15 protein-coding genes are annotated in these 18,485 nt (G+C 65.1%); 7 read left to right on the plus strand and 8 right to left on the minus strand.

Going from position 1 to position 18,485, the window contains the following annotated elements; genetic code table 11:
* Positions 1 to 118 precede the first annotated feature (118 nt).
* Positions 119 to 2,548, plus strand: a complete 2,430-nt coding sequence (locus R2834_09070) for an MMPL family transporter (GenBank protein MEZ4700469.1) — start codon at positions 119 to 121, stop codon at positions 2,546 to 2,548.
* Positions 2,549 to 2,643: 95 nt separating this feature from the next.
* Positions 2,644 to 4,224 carry a bifunctional GNAT family N-acetyltransferase/carbon-nitrogen hydrolase family protein gene (locus R2834_09075; GenBank protein MEZ4700470.1) on the plus strand — a complete coding sequence of 527 codons (1,581 nt, stop codon included), beginning with the start codon at positions 2,644 to 2,646 and terminating at the stop codon, positions 4,222 to 4,224.
* A gap of 91 nt (positions 4,225 to 4,315) precedes the next feature.
* On the opposite strand, the gene R2834_09080 is transcribed toward R2834_09075, so the two are convergent.
* From R2834_09080 to R2834_09100, 5 genes are all read right to left on the minus strand, one after another.
* Positions 4,316 to 5,083, minus strand: coding sequence for an alpha/beta family hydrolase (locus R2834_09080; GenBank protein MEZ4700471.1), 768 nt, complete (start codon positions 5,081 to 5,083; stop codon positions 4,316 to 4,318).
* A gap of 4 nt (positions 5,084 to 5,087) precedes the next feature.
* Positions 5,088 to 7,337, minus strand: a complete 2,250-nt coding sequence (locus R2834_09085) for a DUF5916 domain-containing protein (GenBank protein ID MEZ4700472.1) — start codon at positions 7,335 to 7,337, stop codon at positions 5,088 to 5,090.
* Positions 7,338 to 7,398: 61 nt separating this feature from the next.
* Positions 7,399 to 8,502, minus strand: a complete 1,104-nt coding sequence (locus R2834_09090) for a serine hydrolase (GenBank protein MEZ4700473.1) — start codon at positions 8,500 to 8,502, stop codon at positions 7,399 to 7,401.
* A gap of 107 nt (positions 8,503 to 8,609) precedes the next feature.
* On the minus strand, positions 8,610 to 10,034 hold the full coding sequence (locus R2834_09095) for an alpha-L-fucosidase (protein MEZ4700474.1): 1,425 nt from the start codon (positions 10,032 to 10,034) through the stop codon (positions 8,610 to 8,612).
* A gap of 60 nt (positions 10,035 to 10,094) precedes the next feature.
* Positions 10,095 to 10,538 carry a nuclear transport factor 2 family protein gene (locus R2834_09100; protein ID MEZ4700475.1) on the minus strand — a complete coding sequence of 148 codons (444 nt, stop codon included), beginning with the start codon at positions 10,536 to 10,538 and terminating at the stop codon, positions 10,095 to 10,097.
* 135 nt (positions 10,539 to 10,673) lie between these two features.
* Here R2834_09100 and R2834_09105 point away from each other — a divergent pair, with 135 nt between their 5' ends.
* Entirely contained in the window at positions 10,674 to 11,360 is a 687-nt protein-coding gene (locus R2834_09105; GenBank protein MEZ4700476.1) for a DUF1080 domain-containing protein, read from the plus strand.
* Between the two features lies 1 nt (position 11,361).
* Here R2834_09105 and R2834_09110 read toward each other — a convergent pair whose 3' ends face one another.
* From R2834_09110 to R2834_09120, 3 genes are all read right to left on the minus strand, one after another.
* The gene (locus R2834_09110) at positions 11,362 to 11,793 is read right to left on the minus strand and encodes a DUF3465 domain-containing protein (protein MEZ4700477.1); all 432 of its coding nucleotides are present in this window, start codon (positions 11,791 to 11,793) and stop codon (positions 11,362 to 11,364) included.
* A gap of 58 nt (positions 11,794 to 11,851) precedes the next feature.
* Positions 11,852 to 13,000 (minus strand): glycosyltransferase family 4 protein, encoded by a 1,149-nt coding sequence (locus R2834_09115; protein ID MEZ4700478.1) that lies wholly within the window; start codon positions 12,998 to 13,000, stop codon positions 11,852 to 11,854.
* A 191-nt stretch (positions 13,001 to 13,191) separates the two neighbouring features.
* Positions 13,192 to 14,394 (minus strand): glycosyltransferase family 1 protein, encoded by a 1,203-nt coding sequence (locus tag R2834_09120; protein MEZ4700479.1) that lies wholly within the window; start codon positions 14,392 to 14,394, stop codon positions 13,192 to 13,194.
* A gap of 302 nt (positions 14,395 to 14,696) precedes the next feature.
* Between R2834_09120 and R2834_09125 the strand changes: the two genes are divergently transcribed.
* Genes R2834_09125 through R2834_09140 form a run of 4 tightly spaced genes read left to right on the plus strand, consistent with a single transcriptional unit; the run spans position 14,697 to position 18,475 of the window.
* Complete coding sequence (locus R2834_09125; protein ID MEZ4700480.1) at positions 14,697 to 16,733, plus strand: T9SS type A sorting domain-containing protein; 2,037 nt, start codon at positions 14,697 to 14,699, stop codon at positions 16,731 to 16,733.
* A 42-nt stretch (positions 16,734 to 16,775) separates the two neighbouring features.
* Positions 16,776 to 16,907, plus strand: a complete 132-nt coding sequence (locus tag R2834_09130; GenBank protein ID MEZ4700481.1) for a hypothetical protein — start codon at positions 16,776 to 16,778, stop codon at positions 16,905 to 16,907.
* Between the two features lie 30 nt (positions 16,908 to 16,937).
* Positions 16,938 to 17,501, plus strand: coding sequence for a sigma-70 family RNA polymerase sigma factor (locus tag R2834_09135; protein MEZ4700482.1), 564 nt, complete (start codon positions 16,938 to 16,940; stop codon positions 17,499 to 17,501).
* On the plus strand, positions 17,498 to 18,475 hold the full coding sequence (locus R2834_09140) for a FecR domain-containing protein (GenBank protein MEZ4700483.1): 978 nt from the start codon (positions 17,498 to 17,500) through the stop codon (positions 18,473 to 18,475). The genes R2834_09135 and R2834_09140 overlap by 4 nt, the downstream gene beginning before the upstream one ends.
* Positions 18,476 to 18,485: the final 10 nt, after the last annotated feature.

Consider the following 18,485-nt stretch of genomic DNA (forward strand, 5'->3'; position numbering starts at 1 on the left):
GCCGGCGCGCCGCCCTGACCCATGCAGGGTTACGCCGGCGGTCTTAAGGAGGGTTATGCACCGACTTTTTGTGGCGTTACGGCCGCTTATACGTTTTACCATCAAGCATCCCCTCTGGGTGCTGCTCATCGCATCCCTGTTCACGGCGCTCGGCCTGTTTAATGCCGCCCAGCTGCGCGTGGATACGGACTTCTCCAAGCTGCTCCCGCCCGACTACCCCAGCGTCAAGGCCCTCGAGCGGCTCCGCAGTACCGTCGGCAGCGAAAGCGGCGTCGACATCGCCATCGTCAGCCCGTCGTTCGACGCGAACCGGCGCTTCGCGGAAGCCTTCATCCCCCGGGCGCTGTCCCTGCAGGGCAAAGGCCAGAACGAACCCGATTTCTCGCGCGTCGACTACCGCCGCGAAACGGAATTCGTGAAGGACAATGCGCTCTACTTCGCGACGGAGGCGGAGCTGGACGAACTCGACACCTTCCTGGATCAGAAGATCGAAGAGTCGCGCCTGGCGGCCAATCCCTTCTTTTTCGATCTCGAAGACGACGAAGAGGAGCCGGCTCCCGATACGACGGCCGCCACCATGGAGCGCGTGTACAAGGACCTCGTCGGGAAGGACTATCCGGTTTCCGACGACAGCACGACGCTGGTCCTCCGCCTCATCCCCACGGGGTCGGCCACCAATATCCGGTTTATCGAGCGGGTTTATGCCGATGTCGACTCGCTGATCGCGTCGCTGGCGCCGGCCAGCTTCCATCCGGAGATGCAGATCGTCACCGCCGGCCGCCTGCTTCGACAGTACACCGAAGTCACCGCCATCACCAACGACGTCCGGCGCTCGTTCGGCGCCGGCGTGTTTACGGTGCTCATGGTGGTGGTGCTGTACTTTTTCTACAAAGGCTACCGGGCGCGCAGCGGCGGGCGTTTTTCGCTGCCGATGCTGCTGCAGCACCTCCTGCGCATCCCCGTGCTCGCCCTGCTCATCGCGATCCCGCTCCTCATGAGCCTGGCGTGGACCTTCGGCATCGCCTATGTCGCCTTTTCGACGCTGAACCTCATGACCTCGACGCTCGGGCTCGTGCTGTTCGGCCTCGGCATCGACTTCGGCATCCATTTTTACGCGCGGTATACGGAAGAACGGGCGATGGGCCTCTCCGTCATCGATGCGGCCGAGCTCACGTTCACGAGCACCGGACAGGCCATCACCGTGGGCGCGCTGACGACGGCGGCGGCGATGTTCGTGCTCGTCCTCGCCGATTTCCGGGGCTTTAGCGAGTTCGGATTCATCGCCGGCACAGGCATCGTGCTGGCGCTGTTCGCCATGCTGCTGGTCATGCCGGCGCTGATCTCGCTGTTCGAGCGGATGCATCTGCTCAACCTGAGCAACGAGGGTGTCGCCCCGGAGCCGGCCTCCAAAAAGCCGTTCCCCGCGGTGCGCACCATCCTCACGGGCAGCATCGCCGCGGTCATCCTCGCCCTCGTCTTTTTGCCCCGGGTGACGTTCGAGTACGACTTCGGCAGCCTCGAACCCACGTACGAATCCTACAACCAGCGGCGCGACTACATCCGCCGCGTGTTTGACGACCGCGAACGCCGCAACCCGGCCTATATCGTCGTCGACAGCCCGGAAGAAGTGCTCCCCGTCGTCCAGGCCATCCGCGCGCGCGCCGCCGCCGACACCATCTCGCCGACGATTCGCGAGGTGGAAAGCCTGCAGGAACGCTTCCCGACGCTGCCCGAGGGGCAGGCGCATAAGCTGGGACGGATCGCGCACATCCGCGAACTGCTCGAAGATCCGTTCCTGAGCGCCGACACGTCGGACGGCATGGTCAAGCTGCGCCGCGCCGCCGGCACCCGGACGCCGATCGCCCTGAGCACGGTGCCCGGATACCTGAAGGATCGGTTTACCTCGAAGGATGGGGGCATCGGCAACTTCATCATCGTGTACCCCTCCGTGGGCCTGTCCGACGGCCGGCAATCGATCGCTTTTTCCGACGACATCGGCCGCATTGAAACGGCCGATGGCGCGATCTATTACGCCGGCTCCTCGTCGCTTGTGGCGGCGGACATGCTGCGCCTGATGCGCAACGAGTCGCCCTGGATGGTCCTCGCCACCCTCGTGATCGTGATCGTGCTGATGTACGCCAATTTCTCCTCCGTGAAGTGGGCCGCCCTCGCCACCGTCCCGCTCATCGTCGGGGTGCTGTGGATGCTGCTGATCATGGAGTTGCTGGGGCTCCGCCTGAACTTCTACAACCTCATCGTGCTCCCCGCCGTGCTGGGTATCGGAAACGATGCCGGCGTCCATATCGTCCACCGGTATATGGAAGAAGGCCGGCTCAGCCTCCGGCACGTGCTCAAATCAACCGGCGAACATGTGGCGATGGGATCGATCACCACCATGATCGGTTTCGCCGGCCTGCTGCTCAGCTTCCATCCCGGACTCGAAACGATCGGGATGCTCGCCGTGGTAGGCATCGGCGCCACCCTCGTCTCCGCCCTGCTCTTTCTTCCCGCCCTGCTTCAGTGGCTGGAAGACCGGACGCCGGCCTGATCGCATACGCTGCTCCTCCTGTCGAAGAGGCGGTCCGCGCGCGGATCGCCCGGATTACTCGTGCCGTTTTTTGAATCCTGAATCCCCGCAAGCCCATGTCCCAAAAGGCCCGCACCTTTCCCCAGAACAACGCCCCGATCACGGTCCGCAAGGCCACGCTGGAAGATATCCCGGCCATCAGCGATCTCAGTTCGCGCGCCTATGCCTCCAGCGGCATGCAGGCCTATCCGGAGGCGATGCTCCGCGGCCAGATCACGCAGTTTCCTGAAGGCCAGATCGTCGTGACGCACGACGACCGGGTGATCGGGTATTGCGCGACGTTCATCGTCGATGGCGAGGTCGCCATGAAGCCGCACACCTGGGTGGAGATCACGGGAGGCGGGTTTGCCTCGCGGCACGACCCGAACGGCGACTACCTCTACGGCATGGATGTGTTCGTCGACCCCGACTACCGCGGTTTCCGCATCGGGCAGCGGCTTTACAACGCGCGCAAGCAGCTGTGCAAGGACTGGGGGCTGCGGGGCATCATCATCGCCGGCCGCATCCCCACACTCCATCGGCGGATCAAACAATACCCGAGGGTCGAGGACTACGTCGACAAGATCCAGAAAAAACTGCATCGCGACCCGGTGCTCTCCTTCCAGCTGCGCAACGGATTCGAGATCCTCGGCGTCATGAAGGACTACCTGCCGTACGACCGCGAGTCGATGGGCTACGCCGTCCGCATGGTCTGGCAGAACCCGGCCATTCAGGATAAAGAGTCCGCCCTCCGATCGAAACAGTACGGAATGCACATGCCGGACACCGTGCGTGTGGCCGCCGTGCAGTACATGCAGCGGCGCGTCGACTCGTTCGAGGAGTTTCTGTCGATCGTGGAGTACTTCGTCGATGTCGTGTCCGACTACAAGGCCGACTTCGTCGTCTTTCCCGAGCTTTTCACCCTGCAGCTGCTCTCCTGCGGGGACCAGCAGCTCACCCCCAAGGAGTCGATCGAGGCCCTCACCGAATATACGCCCCGGATCCTCGCGGCCTTCAAGGACCTGGCGATTCGCTACAACGTCAACATCATCGGCGGATCGCACCCCACGCACACCGAAAAAGGGCGGGTGGAGAACATCAGTTACGTCTACCTTCGCGACGGCCGGGTGCATCAGCAGGTGAAGATCCATCCGACGCCCAACGAGGCCTACTGGTGGAACATCGAGGGCGGCGAAAAACTGGAGGCGATCGAAACCGATTGCGGCACCATCGGCGTGCTCATTTGCTACGACTCCGAGTTCCCGGAGCTGGCCCGGCACCTGATCGACCAGGGCGCGATGATCCTCTTCGTCCCCTTTTGCACCGACGAACGGCAGAGTTACCTCCGCGTACGGTACTGCTGCCAGGCGCGCGCGGTCGAAAACCAGTGCTTCGTGGTCATGGCCGGCAACGTGGGCAACCTGCCCCGCGTCGCCAACATGGACATCCAGTATGCCCAGAGCTGCGTGCTCACCCCCTGCGACTTCCCCTTCGCGCGCGACGGCGTCGCCGCCGACACGACCCCCAACGTCGAGATGGTCGCCTTCGCCGATCTGCGGATCGAGTCGCTCCGCATGGCGCGCCACGGCGGCACGGTAAAAAACCTCAAGGACCGCCGGCACGACCTCTACCGCGTGCAGTGGCATAAACGCGGGTAAGGGGTGGGGTTCAGGGTTCAAGGTTTGAGGTTCAAGGGCGGGCTATTGAAGACCCTTGAACCTTGAACCTCAAACCTTGAACCTCCCACCCTCAATCCGCCTGTTCCACCGCCGCCAGCATGGCGCGCAGGGCGTCGCGGAGGGCGGCTTGTTGCGCTTCGCGGGGGATGGTGGCCTTGCGGTCTCCGAGTTGCCGGCCGTAGTGGGCGAAGTGGGCGTGGTTGGCGCCTTCGACACGCACCCATTGCGTGTGCGCCGGCAGGTTGACGCCGAACTGCTCGATCTCCTCTTCCGAAGCGAGGCCATCTTGCGATCCGTACACCTTCGTCACCGGCATCGCGAGCGAGGTAAAATCGTCTTCCCGGGGATGGGAGGTGGCCACCAGGAAGAGCCCGTCCAGTGCGACCCCCCGCCGGGCGAGCGCCAGGGCGAACTTCCCGCCGAGCGAATGGCCGCCGGCCACCCAGCGGCGTTCCGGGTCGTCGTTTATATAGCCTTCGGCGAGGTCCAGCGCCCGCTCGCGACCGCTGGCCAGCCACGTCGAGGTCAGCGGGACGTCCACGAGCACGGCCTTGAAGCCGGCTTCTGCAGCCGCGCGGGCCGTCGGCGCATAGGCTTTTGTCGCCACCAGGGCGCCGGGAAAGAAGAGCAGCGCGGTGCGCTGCGTATCGGGCAGCGGCGTAAACACGAGGCCGCGGTCCGTCGTCTCGACGCGTACCCGGCTGTCGCTGGCAAGCACCGCATCGTCCACCCCGATGGCGCGCATATTGGCGAACAGGTATCCGAATACGGCGATCCAGATACCCAGCAGCCCGATGCGGACGCGCCGGCGGATGGTGGAGGCCTTGCCTGACTTCATGCGGTTAGAGGAGCACCAGATAGGTGAGTTTGAAAACCCCGACCCGATCGTTCAGGATCATGTCGCGGCGGGGATCGAACAGGAGCTCGTTACCCCGCGCGAAGTGCGAGGAGGTGTTGAACACCAGAAACAGGTCGCTGCCCGGCGTGTGAATCCAGTTGATGCGGATATTCGCCTGCAAGTCCCGCGAGAAGTTGTCGTACTGGATGAGGGCGCGGGCGAACAGCTTGCGGTTCAGGGCGCCGAGGATGGAAAGCGACACGGTGGTTGCCTCGAACGCTCCGTTGTCGATCGGCAGGTCGATGATCGAATGCTCGAGAAACGCCTCCAGGCTCAGGTGGCGCGACTGGCGGTAGCCGATCGATCCGCCAAAGTCCGTACGGTTTCCGTTGAAGAAGTCGCCGGCAGATGCTGACGCCGATGCAAAAAGGCGCCGGCTCGAGTCCGTCACCCCCTCGATGGCGACCTGACCGAACGTATAATCGCCCGCCGGGATAGCCGCCTCGCTCAGAATGAAGAAGGGATCTTCGAGCCGCTCGAACGTCCGGGCGTACGCCAGCACGAGAAAGTCACGACGGGCCAGATCGATCCGCGTGGACACCGTGGTCTCCACGGTCTGCTTCTCCCGGTCCTGCCCTTCGATGTATTCGCGTTCCGCTTCGAACCACAGCCGACGAACGAAAGGCAGCGCCGGAATGGAGACGAGCGGCGTGAACCGGGCTTCGAGATCCAGCTCCCGCATGTCGCGCCTCCGGACGAAGCCCAGGGCGGGATTGTACGTTTCGCCCACGCTCGTGAAGCCCGCCTCGGCACCGACCAGATCGTTTTGCAGCGCCAGGCTGGCGTGCCCGGCCGCGTCGTTCAGCGACGCATCGCTGTCCCACATGCCCGTATACCATACATTCGCCTCGCTGGCCCCCCAGAACCGGTACTGCGCATCGACGCCGGCCGCCCGGTTGAAATGGCCGGCCTCCTCGAAATTCGTGAAGATGGCGCCGGCCGTACCGCGGGTGAGGAAGTCGGTCCGAACGCGCGCGACCGTGTTGTTGGCCGAGTTCGAGCCGAGGAAATCCTTCATCTGCTCACCCGTCTCGATATTGAGGAGACCGACGGAGAAGCGCCCGACCTGCCCGGTGAGCCGGCCGCCGCCCAGGATCTGGTTCGTCAACCCGATGCGCCGGGAGAAAAAGGTCTGCGTGGAGCGCGGGTTGCCGTGGTCGAACAGGCCGGCGCGTTCGAGAAAGAACTCACGCTTCTCGGGAAAGAAGAGGTTGAATCGCGTCAGGTTGATCTGGACGTTGTCGTCTTCCACCTGCGCGAAGTCGGTGTTCAAGGTCAGGTCCAGCGTCAGGTTCGACGTGATCCCGTATTTGAAGTCGACCCCGAGGTCGCGCGTGAAATCCACGTCCGTAGCCTCCAGCGCGAGGTCCGGCCGGACCTCCTGCACGCCGGCGATGATGTAGGGCTTGATCTCGATGTTCTTGCCCCGGCGGATGTTTTTGAGCCCGGTCAGTTTGCCGTACTGAGACACGGCGGCCAGCGCCGTAAACGTGGTGCCGTAATCGAGCCCGATGTGCGGCCAGATCACGCGCTCGTTTTTCCGGTTGATCATGCGCGAGAGCATGAGCCCGAATTCCAGTTCTTCGCCCTTCGGGAAACGGAGCTGCCGAAACGGAATCGACACCTCCATGGTCCATCCCTGGTCGTTGATGACGGTCTCGCTCCGGTAGACGGCGTCCCACGAGAAGCTGTCCAGCGTCAGGCCTTCGTCCGAGATGGTGGCGTCGTCCTGGGTGCCGAGCGCGTTCATCTCGAAGAGGTAGGCGTTGCGTTTGTCGCCGAAGGTGTCGAGCCCGATGTAGGCGTGATCGTCGCGGTCGTTGCGGCCGCCGCGTTCCAGGTTTTTGGCGCGGATGAGTTCCGGGTTGCTGTCGTAAAAGGTGAACGCGACGTAGAGGTTGTCGCGGTCGTACGCGATGCGCGCCTCCGAGGGCTCCGTGCCCGGGGCGCCGTCTTCCGGCCAGATCTGGAAAAAGCCGGTGAGGGGTTCGATCGTCTGCCACAGCGGTTCGTCCAGATGCCCGTCGATATGCGGCGGCGTCTCGGTGAACACGGCTACGACCTCGTTCGTGGCGCGGAGTGCGGCCGGCGTCGTCGGTTCCTGTTCGGAGGATGGGGAGGGCTGCGCCAGAACGTCCGGCGCGACACATACCATGGACAACAGCAGGCCGGCGCCCGCACACACGTTTTTCATCGAAGTGGCTGTGATTCGTAGGTGGATGGGTGGCCCTGGCACTACCGCCCGGGGCTGAGGGTCAGGGACACGGTGCTGCTGCCAGCACAAACGACTCGAGCAGCCGGATTGTTTGCTGGTGCATGCCGCGTTGTCCGTAATGCTGGCGGGTGACGACGACGACCGCATCGAGCGATGGAAGAATCAGGATGGCATTCCCGCCATTTCCGGCCATATAGGGGGCAGTTATCGGCCCACATCCGGATTGCCAGGTCCGGCGCCAGAACAGGTATCCGTAGCCCTGTTCCGCGCCGGCCACCCGCTGTTCACTCAGCGCGGCGTGCAGCCACGCCGCAGAGACCAGCCGCTGGCCGTGCCATGCGCCGCCATCCAGCACCGACTGGGCGAAACGAAGCAGGTCGCGGCTCCGCAGCCGAAGCCCCCCGCCCGTCATGTATTCGCCGGTCGGCGACTGCGCCCACTGTCGTCGCTCGATGCCGAGCGGCCGCATCCAGGTCCGGTCGATGTAGCGGTCCACCCGTTCGCCGGTGGCGCGTTCCAGGATCAGGCCGAGCAATAACGTGCCGGCGGTACAATACGCGAAGGGGCCGCGCCCGGCGGCGTCCCGTTCATACCCGGCGCGGACGGGGATATCGACCGCCCACCGCCCCCAGTCGCGGAGCGGATACATATTCTCCTCGTTGCCCGGACTTTCGGGGTCGTTGTCGTTGCAGTCGAGCGCGGAGGACATCGTCAGCAGATCCTCGATGGTGACGGATCGCTTGGCATCGCCATCGTTCGCGAATGGCGCGAGGTAGGCGAGGTAGGCGAACGCCGGCGCATCGACCCCTGTAATGAGCCCGTCGTCGATTGCGCGCCCGATGGCGAGGGCCGTGATCGATTTGGTGGCGGATCGCGTGTCGTTGAGGAGATCTGCGGCGCCGCTGCCGAAATACGCTTCGTAGACCAGTCGGCCACCCTGCGCGACGAGCACACTCGTCGTTTGAGGAAAGCTGTCGGCCGCAATGGCCCGTTCCAGATCAGACAGAAGGGTCGTATTCCAGCCGGCATCGCGAGGAGCGACCGCCGGCATCTCCTGGTCGCCGTCCGCGGTCTGCCTGGCCGAAGCCGGCACAGCCGCGAGACCGGCGAGGAGGAGCATCAAACTGGCGTCACGGATGCGCACGAGGCTGCAGGATGGGTGGACGGAGACGGCGCGCTGTTGCTGGCGTTACGGGATGTGATCGCTGAAGGATGCAGCGGGAGCCATCGGGAGGAAGGCATCCGGGATCCTCATTGCGCGGTGTCGAGATACAGCCCGAAGCCGGCGAGCAGCGGGCAGCCGCGCGCGTCCAGCACCGTCACTCTCAGCCGAGACGACGTCGTCGCCTCGATACGGTCCAGCTTCTGATACCCGATCGTCGTGCCTTCGACCAGCGTCGTCCAGCGCCCGCCTACTTCCGCCTCCACGCGGTAGGCGCCAATTCGTTGCCCCAGATGGATCGGCTCCTGGAGGCGGATCACGTTGAAGGTCCGAGCCCCGGGCAGTACGATCTCTACCGACGCCTCGCGGACCGCGTCGTCGGTGGCCCAGAAGGTCTCCTGAGACCGGTCGAACAGCTGAGCCGGCGCGAACGCGTCGTCGCCGCCACGTACGTTGGAGGCGGTGGCCGTAGCGCCGGCGGCCAGATCCGTCGCGAACACGGCGTCGCGCGCCGCCTTGAATTCCTGGAGGCGGCGCACATCCTTTTCGTCGAGCAACCCGTCGCGGTTCGGGGGGATATTGAGCAGGAGCACGCAGTTCCTGCCGGCGGATTTGTAGAAGATATCCATCAACTCGGCGACGGATTTGGGCTCCTGGTCCGGGTGGTAAAACCATCCGCGCCGGATCGATACGTCGCATTCGCCGCCCACCCAGTCCGGACCGTTTTCGTCGCCTTCGTTGAGGTATTTTTCGATCCCCAGCGCACCGATGCTGACCTTCGATCGGTCGAACGTCGACCAGTTCGTCTCGCCGGCGTGCCCGCGCTCGTTCCCGATCCAGCGGACGTCCGGGCCGGCATCCGAGAACATGACGGCCGCCGGCTGGAGCTGCCGCACCGTCGCCCAGAACGCATCGAAGTGGTAGTTCATATCCTTCGCGTTTTCCCCCTTCGCCCCGTCGAACCAGACCTCCTTGAGCGGTCCGTACTGCGTGAGGAGTTCGCGGAGTTGGGCGACGTAAAACGCGTTGTAGCCGGCCTCGTCGCCGTACGATGGCTCGTGCTGGTCCCAGGGCGACAGATAAAGCCCCATGCTCAGCCCCTCGGCGCGAACGGCCTCGGAAAGCGCCCCGACCACGTCGCCCCGCCCTTGCAGCCAGCTGCTACTCGCCACATCGTGCAGCGTGTACCGGCTATCCCAGAGCGCGAAGCCGTCGTGATGTTTGGCGGTGAGGATGATGGTCGAGAACCCGGTCTCCCGGGCCACACGCGCCCACTGACGGGCATTGAAGGCCGCCGGCTGGAAGAGGTCCGGCGACTCCGTGCCGTCGCCCCATTCCCGATCGGTGAACGTGTTCACGCCGAAATGGACGAACATGCGGAGCCCGCCTTCCTGCCATTCGAGCTGGCGCGCGGTCGGGATCGGCAGGACGGGTTCGGGCGGCGGCACGCGCTGCGCCCGCGCCGGGACGGCCATCAGAACGAGAAGTAGAAACGTCGGGAATCGAGGCAGCATGGTCGGGTAGTTGAGCCGGATTGAGATTCCCGAAGGTAGCGATTTATGGCGAGAGTACCGCTACCCCCGCGGCGGCGACTGCCACAGCACGTGCACGATCATCCACTTCCCGTCGTACTTGCCGAGCAACAGATAATCCGTGCCCCACCACGCCACGACTTTCGCGCTGGCCGTCTGGTCCTGCACCTCGTAGATCGTGACCTCCTTCGGCGCGTCCGGCCGGGCCTTCCGGGCCGGATTGGCGGCGACGGCGTTGGCGAAATCCATCATCGCCTGGTACGACATCGGCTCGCCGGTGTAGGCCTCCTGCCCGCGCGGGATGTAATAGCCGAATTTGGTCACTGTCGGGTGCACGCTGCGGACGAGTTTGGTCGAATCCCCCTCGTAGAATCCCTCGATATAATCGAGCGCGGCGCGTCGTACGCCGGCGGTGTCGTCCTGGGCGCGGGCGGCCGGAGCGATGAACAGAAGCAGACAGACGAGACGTCCGGCGATCGATTTCATAAACGGCGATGGTCTGGTGAACGGTTTCCGGGTGGACGAAGCATTGCCCGTGAGGTTGCGCGGCAGCACGGCAGCCAGTACACTGAGGACATCCCCCGTTCCCGAACCTGCTTTCATTCAGCCTGTTTGCCTGCCATGTCACGCACCGCGCCGTACCGGCTTCTCCTGATCCTGGGTCTGTTTGTTTCGATCCCCGCCCGCGCCCAGTCCGGCCATCCGGACAGCGACGGGGAAGGCTGGCAGGATCTGTTCAAACCCGACCTCTCCAACGCCGTCTTCCCCGCCGGCATCTGGAGCTTCGAAAACGGCATCCTCACCGCCACGGAGGACCAGAACCTGTGGAGCGCGAAGGTCTACGACGACGTCATGATCGACCTGGAATTCAAGACGGCCGAAGGCACCAACAGCGGCGTCATTATTTACGGCAGCGATATCGTCGACTGGATCCCGAACTCGGTCGAGATCCAGATCGCGGACGACTACGCGAAGGAATGGGCGGAGTCGCCGGCGACCTGGCAGTGCGGCGCCGTGTTCGGCCACCTGGCGGCCAGCAAGAAGATGGTCAAGCATCCCGGCGAGTGGAATCGGTTCACGATCACGGCGCGCGGCCGGCACCTCACCGTGGTGCTCAACGGCGAGCAGGTGATCGACATGGATATGAGCCGCTGGACGTCCGCCAAGGCCAATCCCGACGGATCAGAAATCCCTGCGTGGCTGAGCACCCCGTTTTCCGAGTTGCCAACCTACGGGCACATCGGATTCCAGGGAAAACACGCCGGCGCCCCGATCTGGTTCAGGAATATCCGGATCAAGACGCTGTAGTTCATTCGAACCGCGTCCCGCGGTACTCCAGCCATCCGCCGGCATGCCGGCCCTGCGGGTCGTGATGCGTCCAGTGCACGACGCCGCCTTCCGGATTCCATGCGTACTCCCCCTTGAACCGCACCCGCTCGCCGCGCGCGATGCCCTCCAGGCGCGGCGCGAGATCGATGTTGTGCGCGACGAGCACCGTGTGGCCGGAAGCCAGCTCCAGCACGAACCGCTGGTGACGCGATCCGTCGTTGTCGTCCGACAGGATGCGCAGCACGACGCCCTCGCCCTCGACGGGCAGGTCGCGCGCCTGCTCCGCGAACGCCGTTTCGATGGTGCCGGCAGGCGTCTCGGTCGCAACGGTGCCTCGCCCGTATTCGTACCAGAGCCCGAGGCCGATACACAGCAAAGCCAGAACGATCGTGAGCGGTGAGCGGCGTTTCATTGACGTATTGATGTTGGCGGGATGCGGGATGCGGGCCGGCCTAGTACGGTGCGTGAGATCAGGAGGCCACCGTGGATAGCTGACCGAGCACGTCGACATACCGCCGGGCGACGGCTTCCCAGCTGAAGGTTTCGCGGGTATACGCTGCGGCCCGCTCAGAGGCTCGGGCCAGCGCGTGGCGGTCCCGGTCGTACCGGAGGATTGCCTCGATGAAGCCGCCGGCGTCGCCGCTTTCCACGAAGTGCCCGTTTTCACCCTCCGCGACGACGTCCTGGATCCCTTCCAGCCGCGCGGCAATCGCCGGCAGGCCGCTGATGCCGGCCTCCAGCATCACCACACCGAACCCTTCCATCGTCCCAGGAACCGGGATGTTGGGCATGACGAACAGATCGGCGCCGCGGTAGAGCCGCATGAGGTCGGCGTCGGACACGCGGCCGAGGAGGCGGACGCGGTCGCCCAGTCCCAGCCGGGCGGCGGCGGCCTGGATGGCGGGCGTCTCGGGACCGTCGCCGGCGAGCCAGTAGTGCACGTCGGGCGGCAGCGCCGGCATCACCTGCTCGACGAACCACGCGAATCCCTTCCGTTTCACCTGCCGGCCCACGCTGCAAAGGAGCAGGGCCGATTCCGGAAGCGGGTGCGCCGGATCGCCAAGGGCGCGGACCAGTTCGGCGCGCATGGCGGGTCGGGACGTGAGCGGTGCGAAACGATCCAGCTTTACCCCGTTCGGGACCACGTGCAGCTTCGCGTCGGGCAGCCCTCGCTCGGTGCACTGGGCGCCGGTGGCCCGGCTGACCGGCAGCACGGCGTCGAGCGCATCGAATACGCGCGGGACGAACCGCTGGTACGGGCCGAAGGGCGTCGTCACATCCTGTCCGTGGACGATGGCGGCCGTTCGGATGCCGCTCTGGCGCAGCGCCGGCTGCACCCACGCCGCCGCGGCCGCCGTCACCATCGAGGAGAACAGGACCACATCCACACTGCGGTCGCGGGCCACCTGGCGAAGGCGCTGGCGCGTCCGCCAGAGAAACAGGGGAATCCGCGCGTGCGTCATGCGCCAGGAGGTGCGGAGCAGGTGCCCGTGTCGTTCCACGTCCTCCATGTGCCCGAACGCCTCGAACAATTCGGTGGCCACGCGCTGCATGCCGCCGACATTGGCGAGCGGTCGGTCGACCGGCGGAAAGGAATGCGAGACGAAGAGAAGGCGCACGGGCGATGGAGGATCAGGCAGGGCGAGCATCAGATGGTATGGGAGTCTGGCGCGGTGGGAGTAGGACGTGCGTTAAAAGTCGGTCATACCCCCGTACACCCAGACCCCATACGGAAAGATACACGCCGAGAGCGAAAAAACGATCGCCCCCTTACCGCCGGCGAAGGCCATCCAACGCGCTCCTCCCTGGCTCAGGCACCGCTCATCATCGCGGCCGCGGGGGTCAGATCGACCTCGCGCGTCGGAATTTCCGGGTGGAGCAGCGCGTCGTAGTAACTTTCGATCTTGCCCAGGATGATCGGCCAGGCGTATCCCTGCGCGCGTTCGAGGGCCTGATGGCCCATATGGGTGCGAAGCAGCGGGTTTTGCACGAGCCGGCTTACCTGTTCGAGGAACGCCGGCGCGTTTTGCGGCTCCGCCAGATACCCCGTCACGCCGTGCTTGACCAGCGAACGGCTTCCCGTCGCGTCGGCGCATACGGTGGGCAGGCCGGAGGCCATCGCTTCGAGGGTGACGTTCCCGAAGGTCTCGGTGTGGCTGGGGAAGAGGAACACGTCCGACGAGGCGTACGCCCGTCCCAGTTCCTCGCCCCGGAGCGCGCCCGTGAAGACCGTCTCGGGCAGCCGCGCCTGGAATTCCTCGCGCGCCGGCCCATCGCCCACAACCAGGCTGCGGTGCGGGATGCCGCGCGCCTTCAGCCCATCGATCACTTCGGCGTAGACATCGAGCCCTTTCTCCACCACGAGCCGGCTCACGAAAGAGACGACAACCTCGTCATCCCCGAAACCCAGCTGTCGGCGCCACGCCATCGCGCGGCGACCAGGATTAAAGAGGGACGTGTCCACCCCGCGCTCCCACAGATAGAGCCGCTCCGAGATGCCGTGTCCGCGCAGGACGTCCGCCATCGAGCGCGAGGGGACGTAGACCTGCCGGCACTGCCCGTAGAACCAGCGCAAGTAGCGCCACACGGCCGGCTCGAGCCACGACATCCGGTAGTAGTCGAAATACGAGGTAAAATGCGTGTGGTACGACGCGACGACGGGCAGACCCATCTTGCGGGCCATGAAAATCGCGTTCACGGCCGGCATATCGGGCGAGGCCAGATGGAACAGCTCCGGCTTGAAGGCGCGGACCTCTTTCCGGATCGCGGACGTCAGCCCCCGCGAAATCAGGTACTCCGGCCGCCCCGGCATGGGAAAGGAGCGCGTAGGCACGATGCGGCCCGGCGACGACGGGATGGCCGGTACGGGCTTCTCGGGCGCGATGACGAGGACTTCGTTGCCGCGCGATTCCAGATGCGAAACAAGCCGGTTTAGCGTCAGCGAGACGCCGTCAGCTATATGGGTGTAAGCGCCTGTAAAAAGGGCGATGCGCTTCGGTATCAGGGGACTCACCGGGTTCGTTGCACAAAGACGAGTATTGGCGTGGTGGTGCATGGCGGTCTTGAATGCCCTATGCCGAACGCCACGAAACGTTCCGCAGCACGGTACTGCACCCGACCACCATCCTTAAGGCGCGATGAACGGCCGAAAGGTATCGCGATGTACGCTACGCGATCCCCGGGTGCCGGGATGCACGACGTGGCGACCGGATGGAATTCGCGGTCAGCGCATAAAAAGTTTTCTCTCGGAACGGCCTGTTTTGCGGGTGGATGTCGCCAGGATCATCGTATCCCATCTTAACAGAGGACCCATCCATGTCTATAACACCCGTTCATCCACGCCTCCTGATCCTGCTCCTGGTGCTTGCCGTCGTTACCTCCGCCGGCATGCCGGCCTTCGCCCAGACCGTCTTCGAAGTCAACACGCGGGGCAACCAGTCGGACATCTCGCCCGGCGACGGGCTGTGCAGAACCAGTCTGGCCAATTTGAACTGCTCGCTCCGGGCCGCCATCGAAGAGGCGAACGCCTTTCCCAACGCCGGCGGGGCCGACATCATCCAGTTCACCAACATCCCGCTCGCTAACGGTCGGGCCATCATCGACATCTCGGGCTCGGATCTGCCGGACATCACGGCTCCCGTCACCATCGACGGCACGACGGCCGGAGGCGAGGTCGTCATCGACGGGTACACGGAAGTCCCGCTGGATCAGCGCACGATCGGCCTCACCTTGGCCACCGGCTCGCACGGCAGCACCATTCGCGGTCTTACCATAACCCGGTTCGTCCACGGCATCGCCGTCGAGAGCAACGACAACACGATCTTGGAGAACTATGTCGGCCTCTACCAGGACGGCTCGGATTTCGGCAACAGCGATTCGGCCATTTATGTCTCGGGCAACGGCAACAAGATCGGCAAGGCCGGCGAGGGCAACGTGCTCGGACACAACCTGGGCTCCGGCATCGAAATCGCCGGCGGCGCGGGTAACTTCGTGCGAGGGAATTACATCGGCACCAACGAGGCCGGCGACAACCTGCGGAACGGTATCGTAGGCAACCCGTTCGGCGTCCCGCAGGGCGGCATCGTCGTCAGCGGCGACGACAACATCGTCGGCGGCACAAGCCGCGACATGGGCAACATCATCGGATTTCACTTCAGCGGCGGCGTCGAGTTGAACGGCGACCGCAACGTCGTTCGCAACAACTATATAGGCACGAACGCCGCCGGCATGGACCTGGGCAATACGAATGGAATCGAGATCAGCGGGACGGAAAATACGGTCGGCGGAACGGCGGCGTATGGCAACATAGTGGCCTTCAGCGGCTACGGCATCATGGTTTTCGGACCCCAAAACACGATCCAGGGCAACTATGTGGGCACGAACGAGGCCGGCAACGACCTGGGCAACAGCCTGACCGGCATCATCTTCTGGTCACCCGCCTCGGACAGCAACAAGGTCGGTTATGGCAAAAACGCGGAAATCCCGCTGTCGGCGCCGAAGGCCAACATCATCGCCTACAACGGCGCCGGGGGCGTGGTGGTGCTGAGTTGGGCCGCCGCGGCGAACACGATCCGGGGAAATGTTTTCTTTGAAAACAAGGACGTGATAACCAGCGACAGCCTCGGCATCAACCTCGGCTTTTTCGACGGCATCACCCTGAACGACGCCGGCGACGCGGACACCGGGGCCAACATGCTGATGAACTACCCGGATGTGTCGCGCGCGTTTTACCGCCCGGGCAGCGACGCGCTCATCATCGACTATTCGGTCTCTTCCGATAGCGCCGTCGTCCCGTACCCTCTCACCATCGACGCCTACCTGGTCGACTCCGCCACCGACCGCCAGGCGAAATCCTTCATCGGGACCCACAGCTACACCTCGCCCGATTCGCTCGTCTCGTTCGAGATCGACGCGAACAGCGTCGCCTGGGATTCCACCCTGTACGTGGTGCTCACCGCCACCGACGCGGACGGTAACACGAGCGAATTCAGCGCACCCGCCGGCCCGCTGGGCACCGGGCCCGGGTCCTTCCTCACCACCCAGCATGCCGGGCCTGCCGACGCGCCCGCGCCAGCCCTCCCCGCGTCGCCCCGGGAAACCCTCTCCCTCTTCCCGAACCCGTTCAACACCCAGGCGACGGTCGTTCTGACCCCGCCCGAGTCGGGCCGGGTGCGCGTCACGGTACACGACGCGCTCGGCCGGCAGGTGGCGGTGCTGCAGGACGGCGAAGTCTCCGCCGGCACCACCTCCACGTTCGTCCTCGACGGCGCGCATCTCGCTTCGGGCGTCTACCTGCTGCGCGTCCAGGGCGGCGGGTTCGGTGAAACGCGGCGAATAACCCTCATGAAATGATTCGGTGAGCCGTGAGAACGGTGAAACGGAGCCCCCGTCATCGTGCCGCATCCCGCACCGGGCGACCGCTCGTTGCCCAACGCCTCCGCCGATCCGGCGGGGGCGTTTGCCTATATTCCCTTTCCCCAAAAAAAATCGCTGCCCGATTACCGCCTCTTCCTCTTCGCGGTGTAATTCCCCCGAACGAACCGCAAAACCGCCCGCATGGCAGACGACACCTTCGAGGACTGGACCCGACGCCTTCGGGATGCGGATACCGCCGCGCTCGATGAGCTGATGGCGGCCTGGCATCACCCGCTGCTGCGTTACGCGACGCAGCTCACGGGCGACCGCGATGCCGCCTACGATGTCCTGCAGGAGACGTTCATCAAACTCTGGCGCCTCCGCGCGACGCTGGATCCGTCGCGCTCGCTCAAGGCACTGCTGTACCGGATCGTCTACACGCTGGCTCTCAATCAGAACCGTATGAAAAAGCGCGAATCGGCAGCCCTGTCTGCCCTGGCGAGCGAGGCGCCGGCGTCGCGCAGCCCGGTTTCCGAAGAACTCGATGCGCGCCGGCTGAACGATGCCATGAACGAGTGGATCGCCGAACTCCCCCCACGCCGGCAGGAGGCCTTCCGCCTCAGCCGGTTCGAGGGGCTCAGCCACGACGAGATCGCGCAGGTGATGGACCTCTCCGCGGAGACCGTGACCAAACACATCGTGCTGGCGCTCCAGTATCTGCGCGATCGCCTTCGACAGTACCAGTTGGGAGGGCTTTCATCATGAACGAGAACCCGAAACGGGGCTTCGAGCCGCCGGACGGACCCCTGCCGGCCGACGTGCAGGCCTGGCTCCAGGCGCACCCCGAAGAATCCGGAAATGAACTCGAACAGGTGTGGCGCATGGCCGGCGGCGCGCAGGGGCCGGCGCCGGCGCCGGACGACGCCCGCTTCGCCGACCTCCGCGCCGCCGTGCTGGCCGAGACCCGTACACCGCGCACCGCCGCCCCGGACCGGACGCCCCGCCCCGCCCCCCGGATGCGCCGCATCTGGATCGCCGCGTCGCTGGTCGCCCTCGTCGCGCTGGGCGTCGCCATCGGGTTGCGCCCGGTGACGCTCTCCGCCCCGGCCCGCGAACGCCTCGCCGCCACGCTGCCGGACGGATCGCGGGTCGAGCTGAACAGCGGCAGCCGCCTCACCTATCGCCGAAGCTTCGGCTGGCGCGCGCGGCGGGTCGAGATCGACGGAGAAGGCTTCTTCGAGGTGGTCCACGACGACACCCCGTTCACCGTGACCACCTTCAATGGCCACGTGACGGTGCTGGGCACCCGCTTCAACGTGCGCGCCTGGCCCGGCGAGGACCATGCGGAGACCACGGTGGTCCTGCAGGACGGCCGCGTTCGCTTCTCGGCGCGGGCGCGCCCCGACGCACCGGTCGTGCTGGCACCGGGCCAGATGAGTCGCCTCGCCGGCACGGACGAACCGACCGCCCCGGAGCCGATCGATGTGGATCAGCGCATCAGCTGGCGCGACGGCGGCATGACGTTCATCGACCAGCCGATCGGCGCCGTGCTCGACGAGATCGAGCGCCGCTTCGCGACCCGCGTCGCGGCCTCGCCGGCTTCCCTGCGTCAGGTACGCATCAGCCTCGTCCTGAACGACGTACAGGATGCCGAGCAGGTGCTGGCCGCCATCGCGCGGGTTCGCGGATACAGCTACCGAAAAACAGGGGACGGCTACCTGATCGCCTCCCCCGATTGATAGAGGAAAC

This window comes from Rhodothermales bacterium (genome assembly GCA_041391505.1).
Taxonomy (GTDB): Bacteria; Bacteroidota; Rhodothermia; order Rhodothermales; family JAHQVL01; genus JAWKNW01.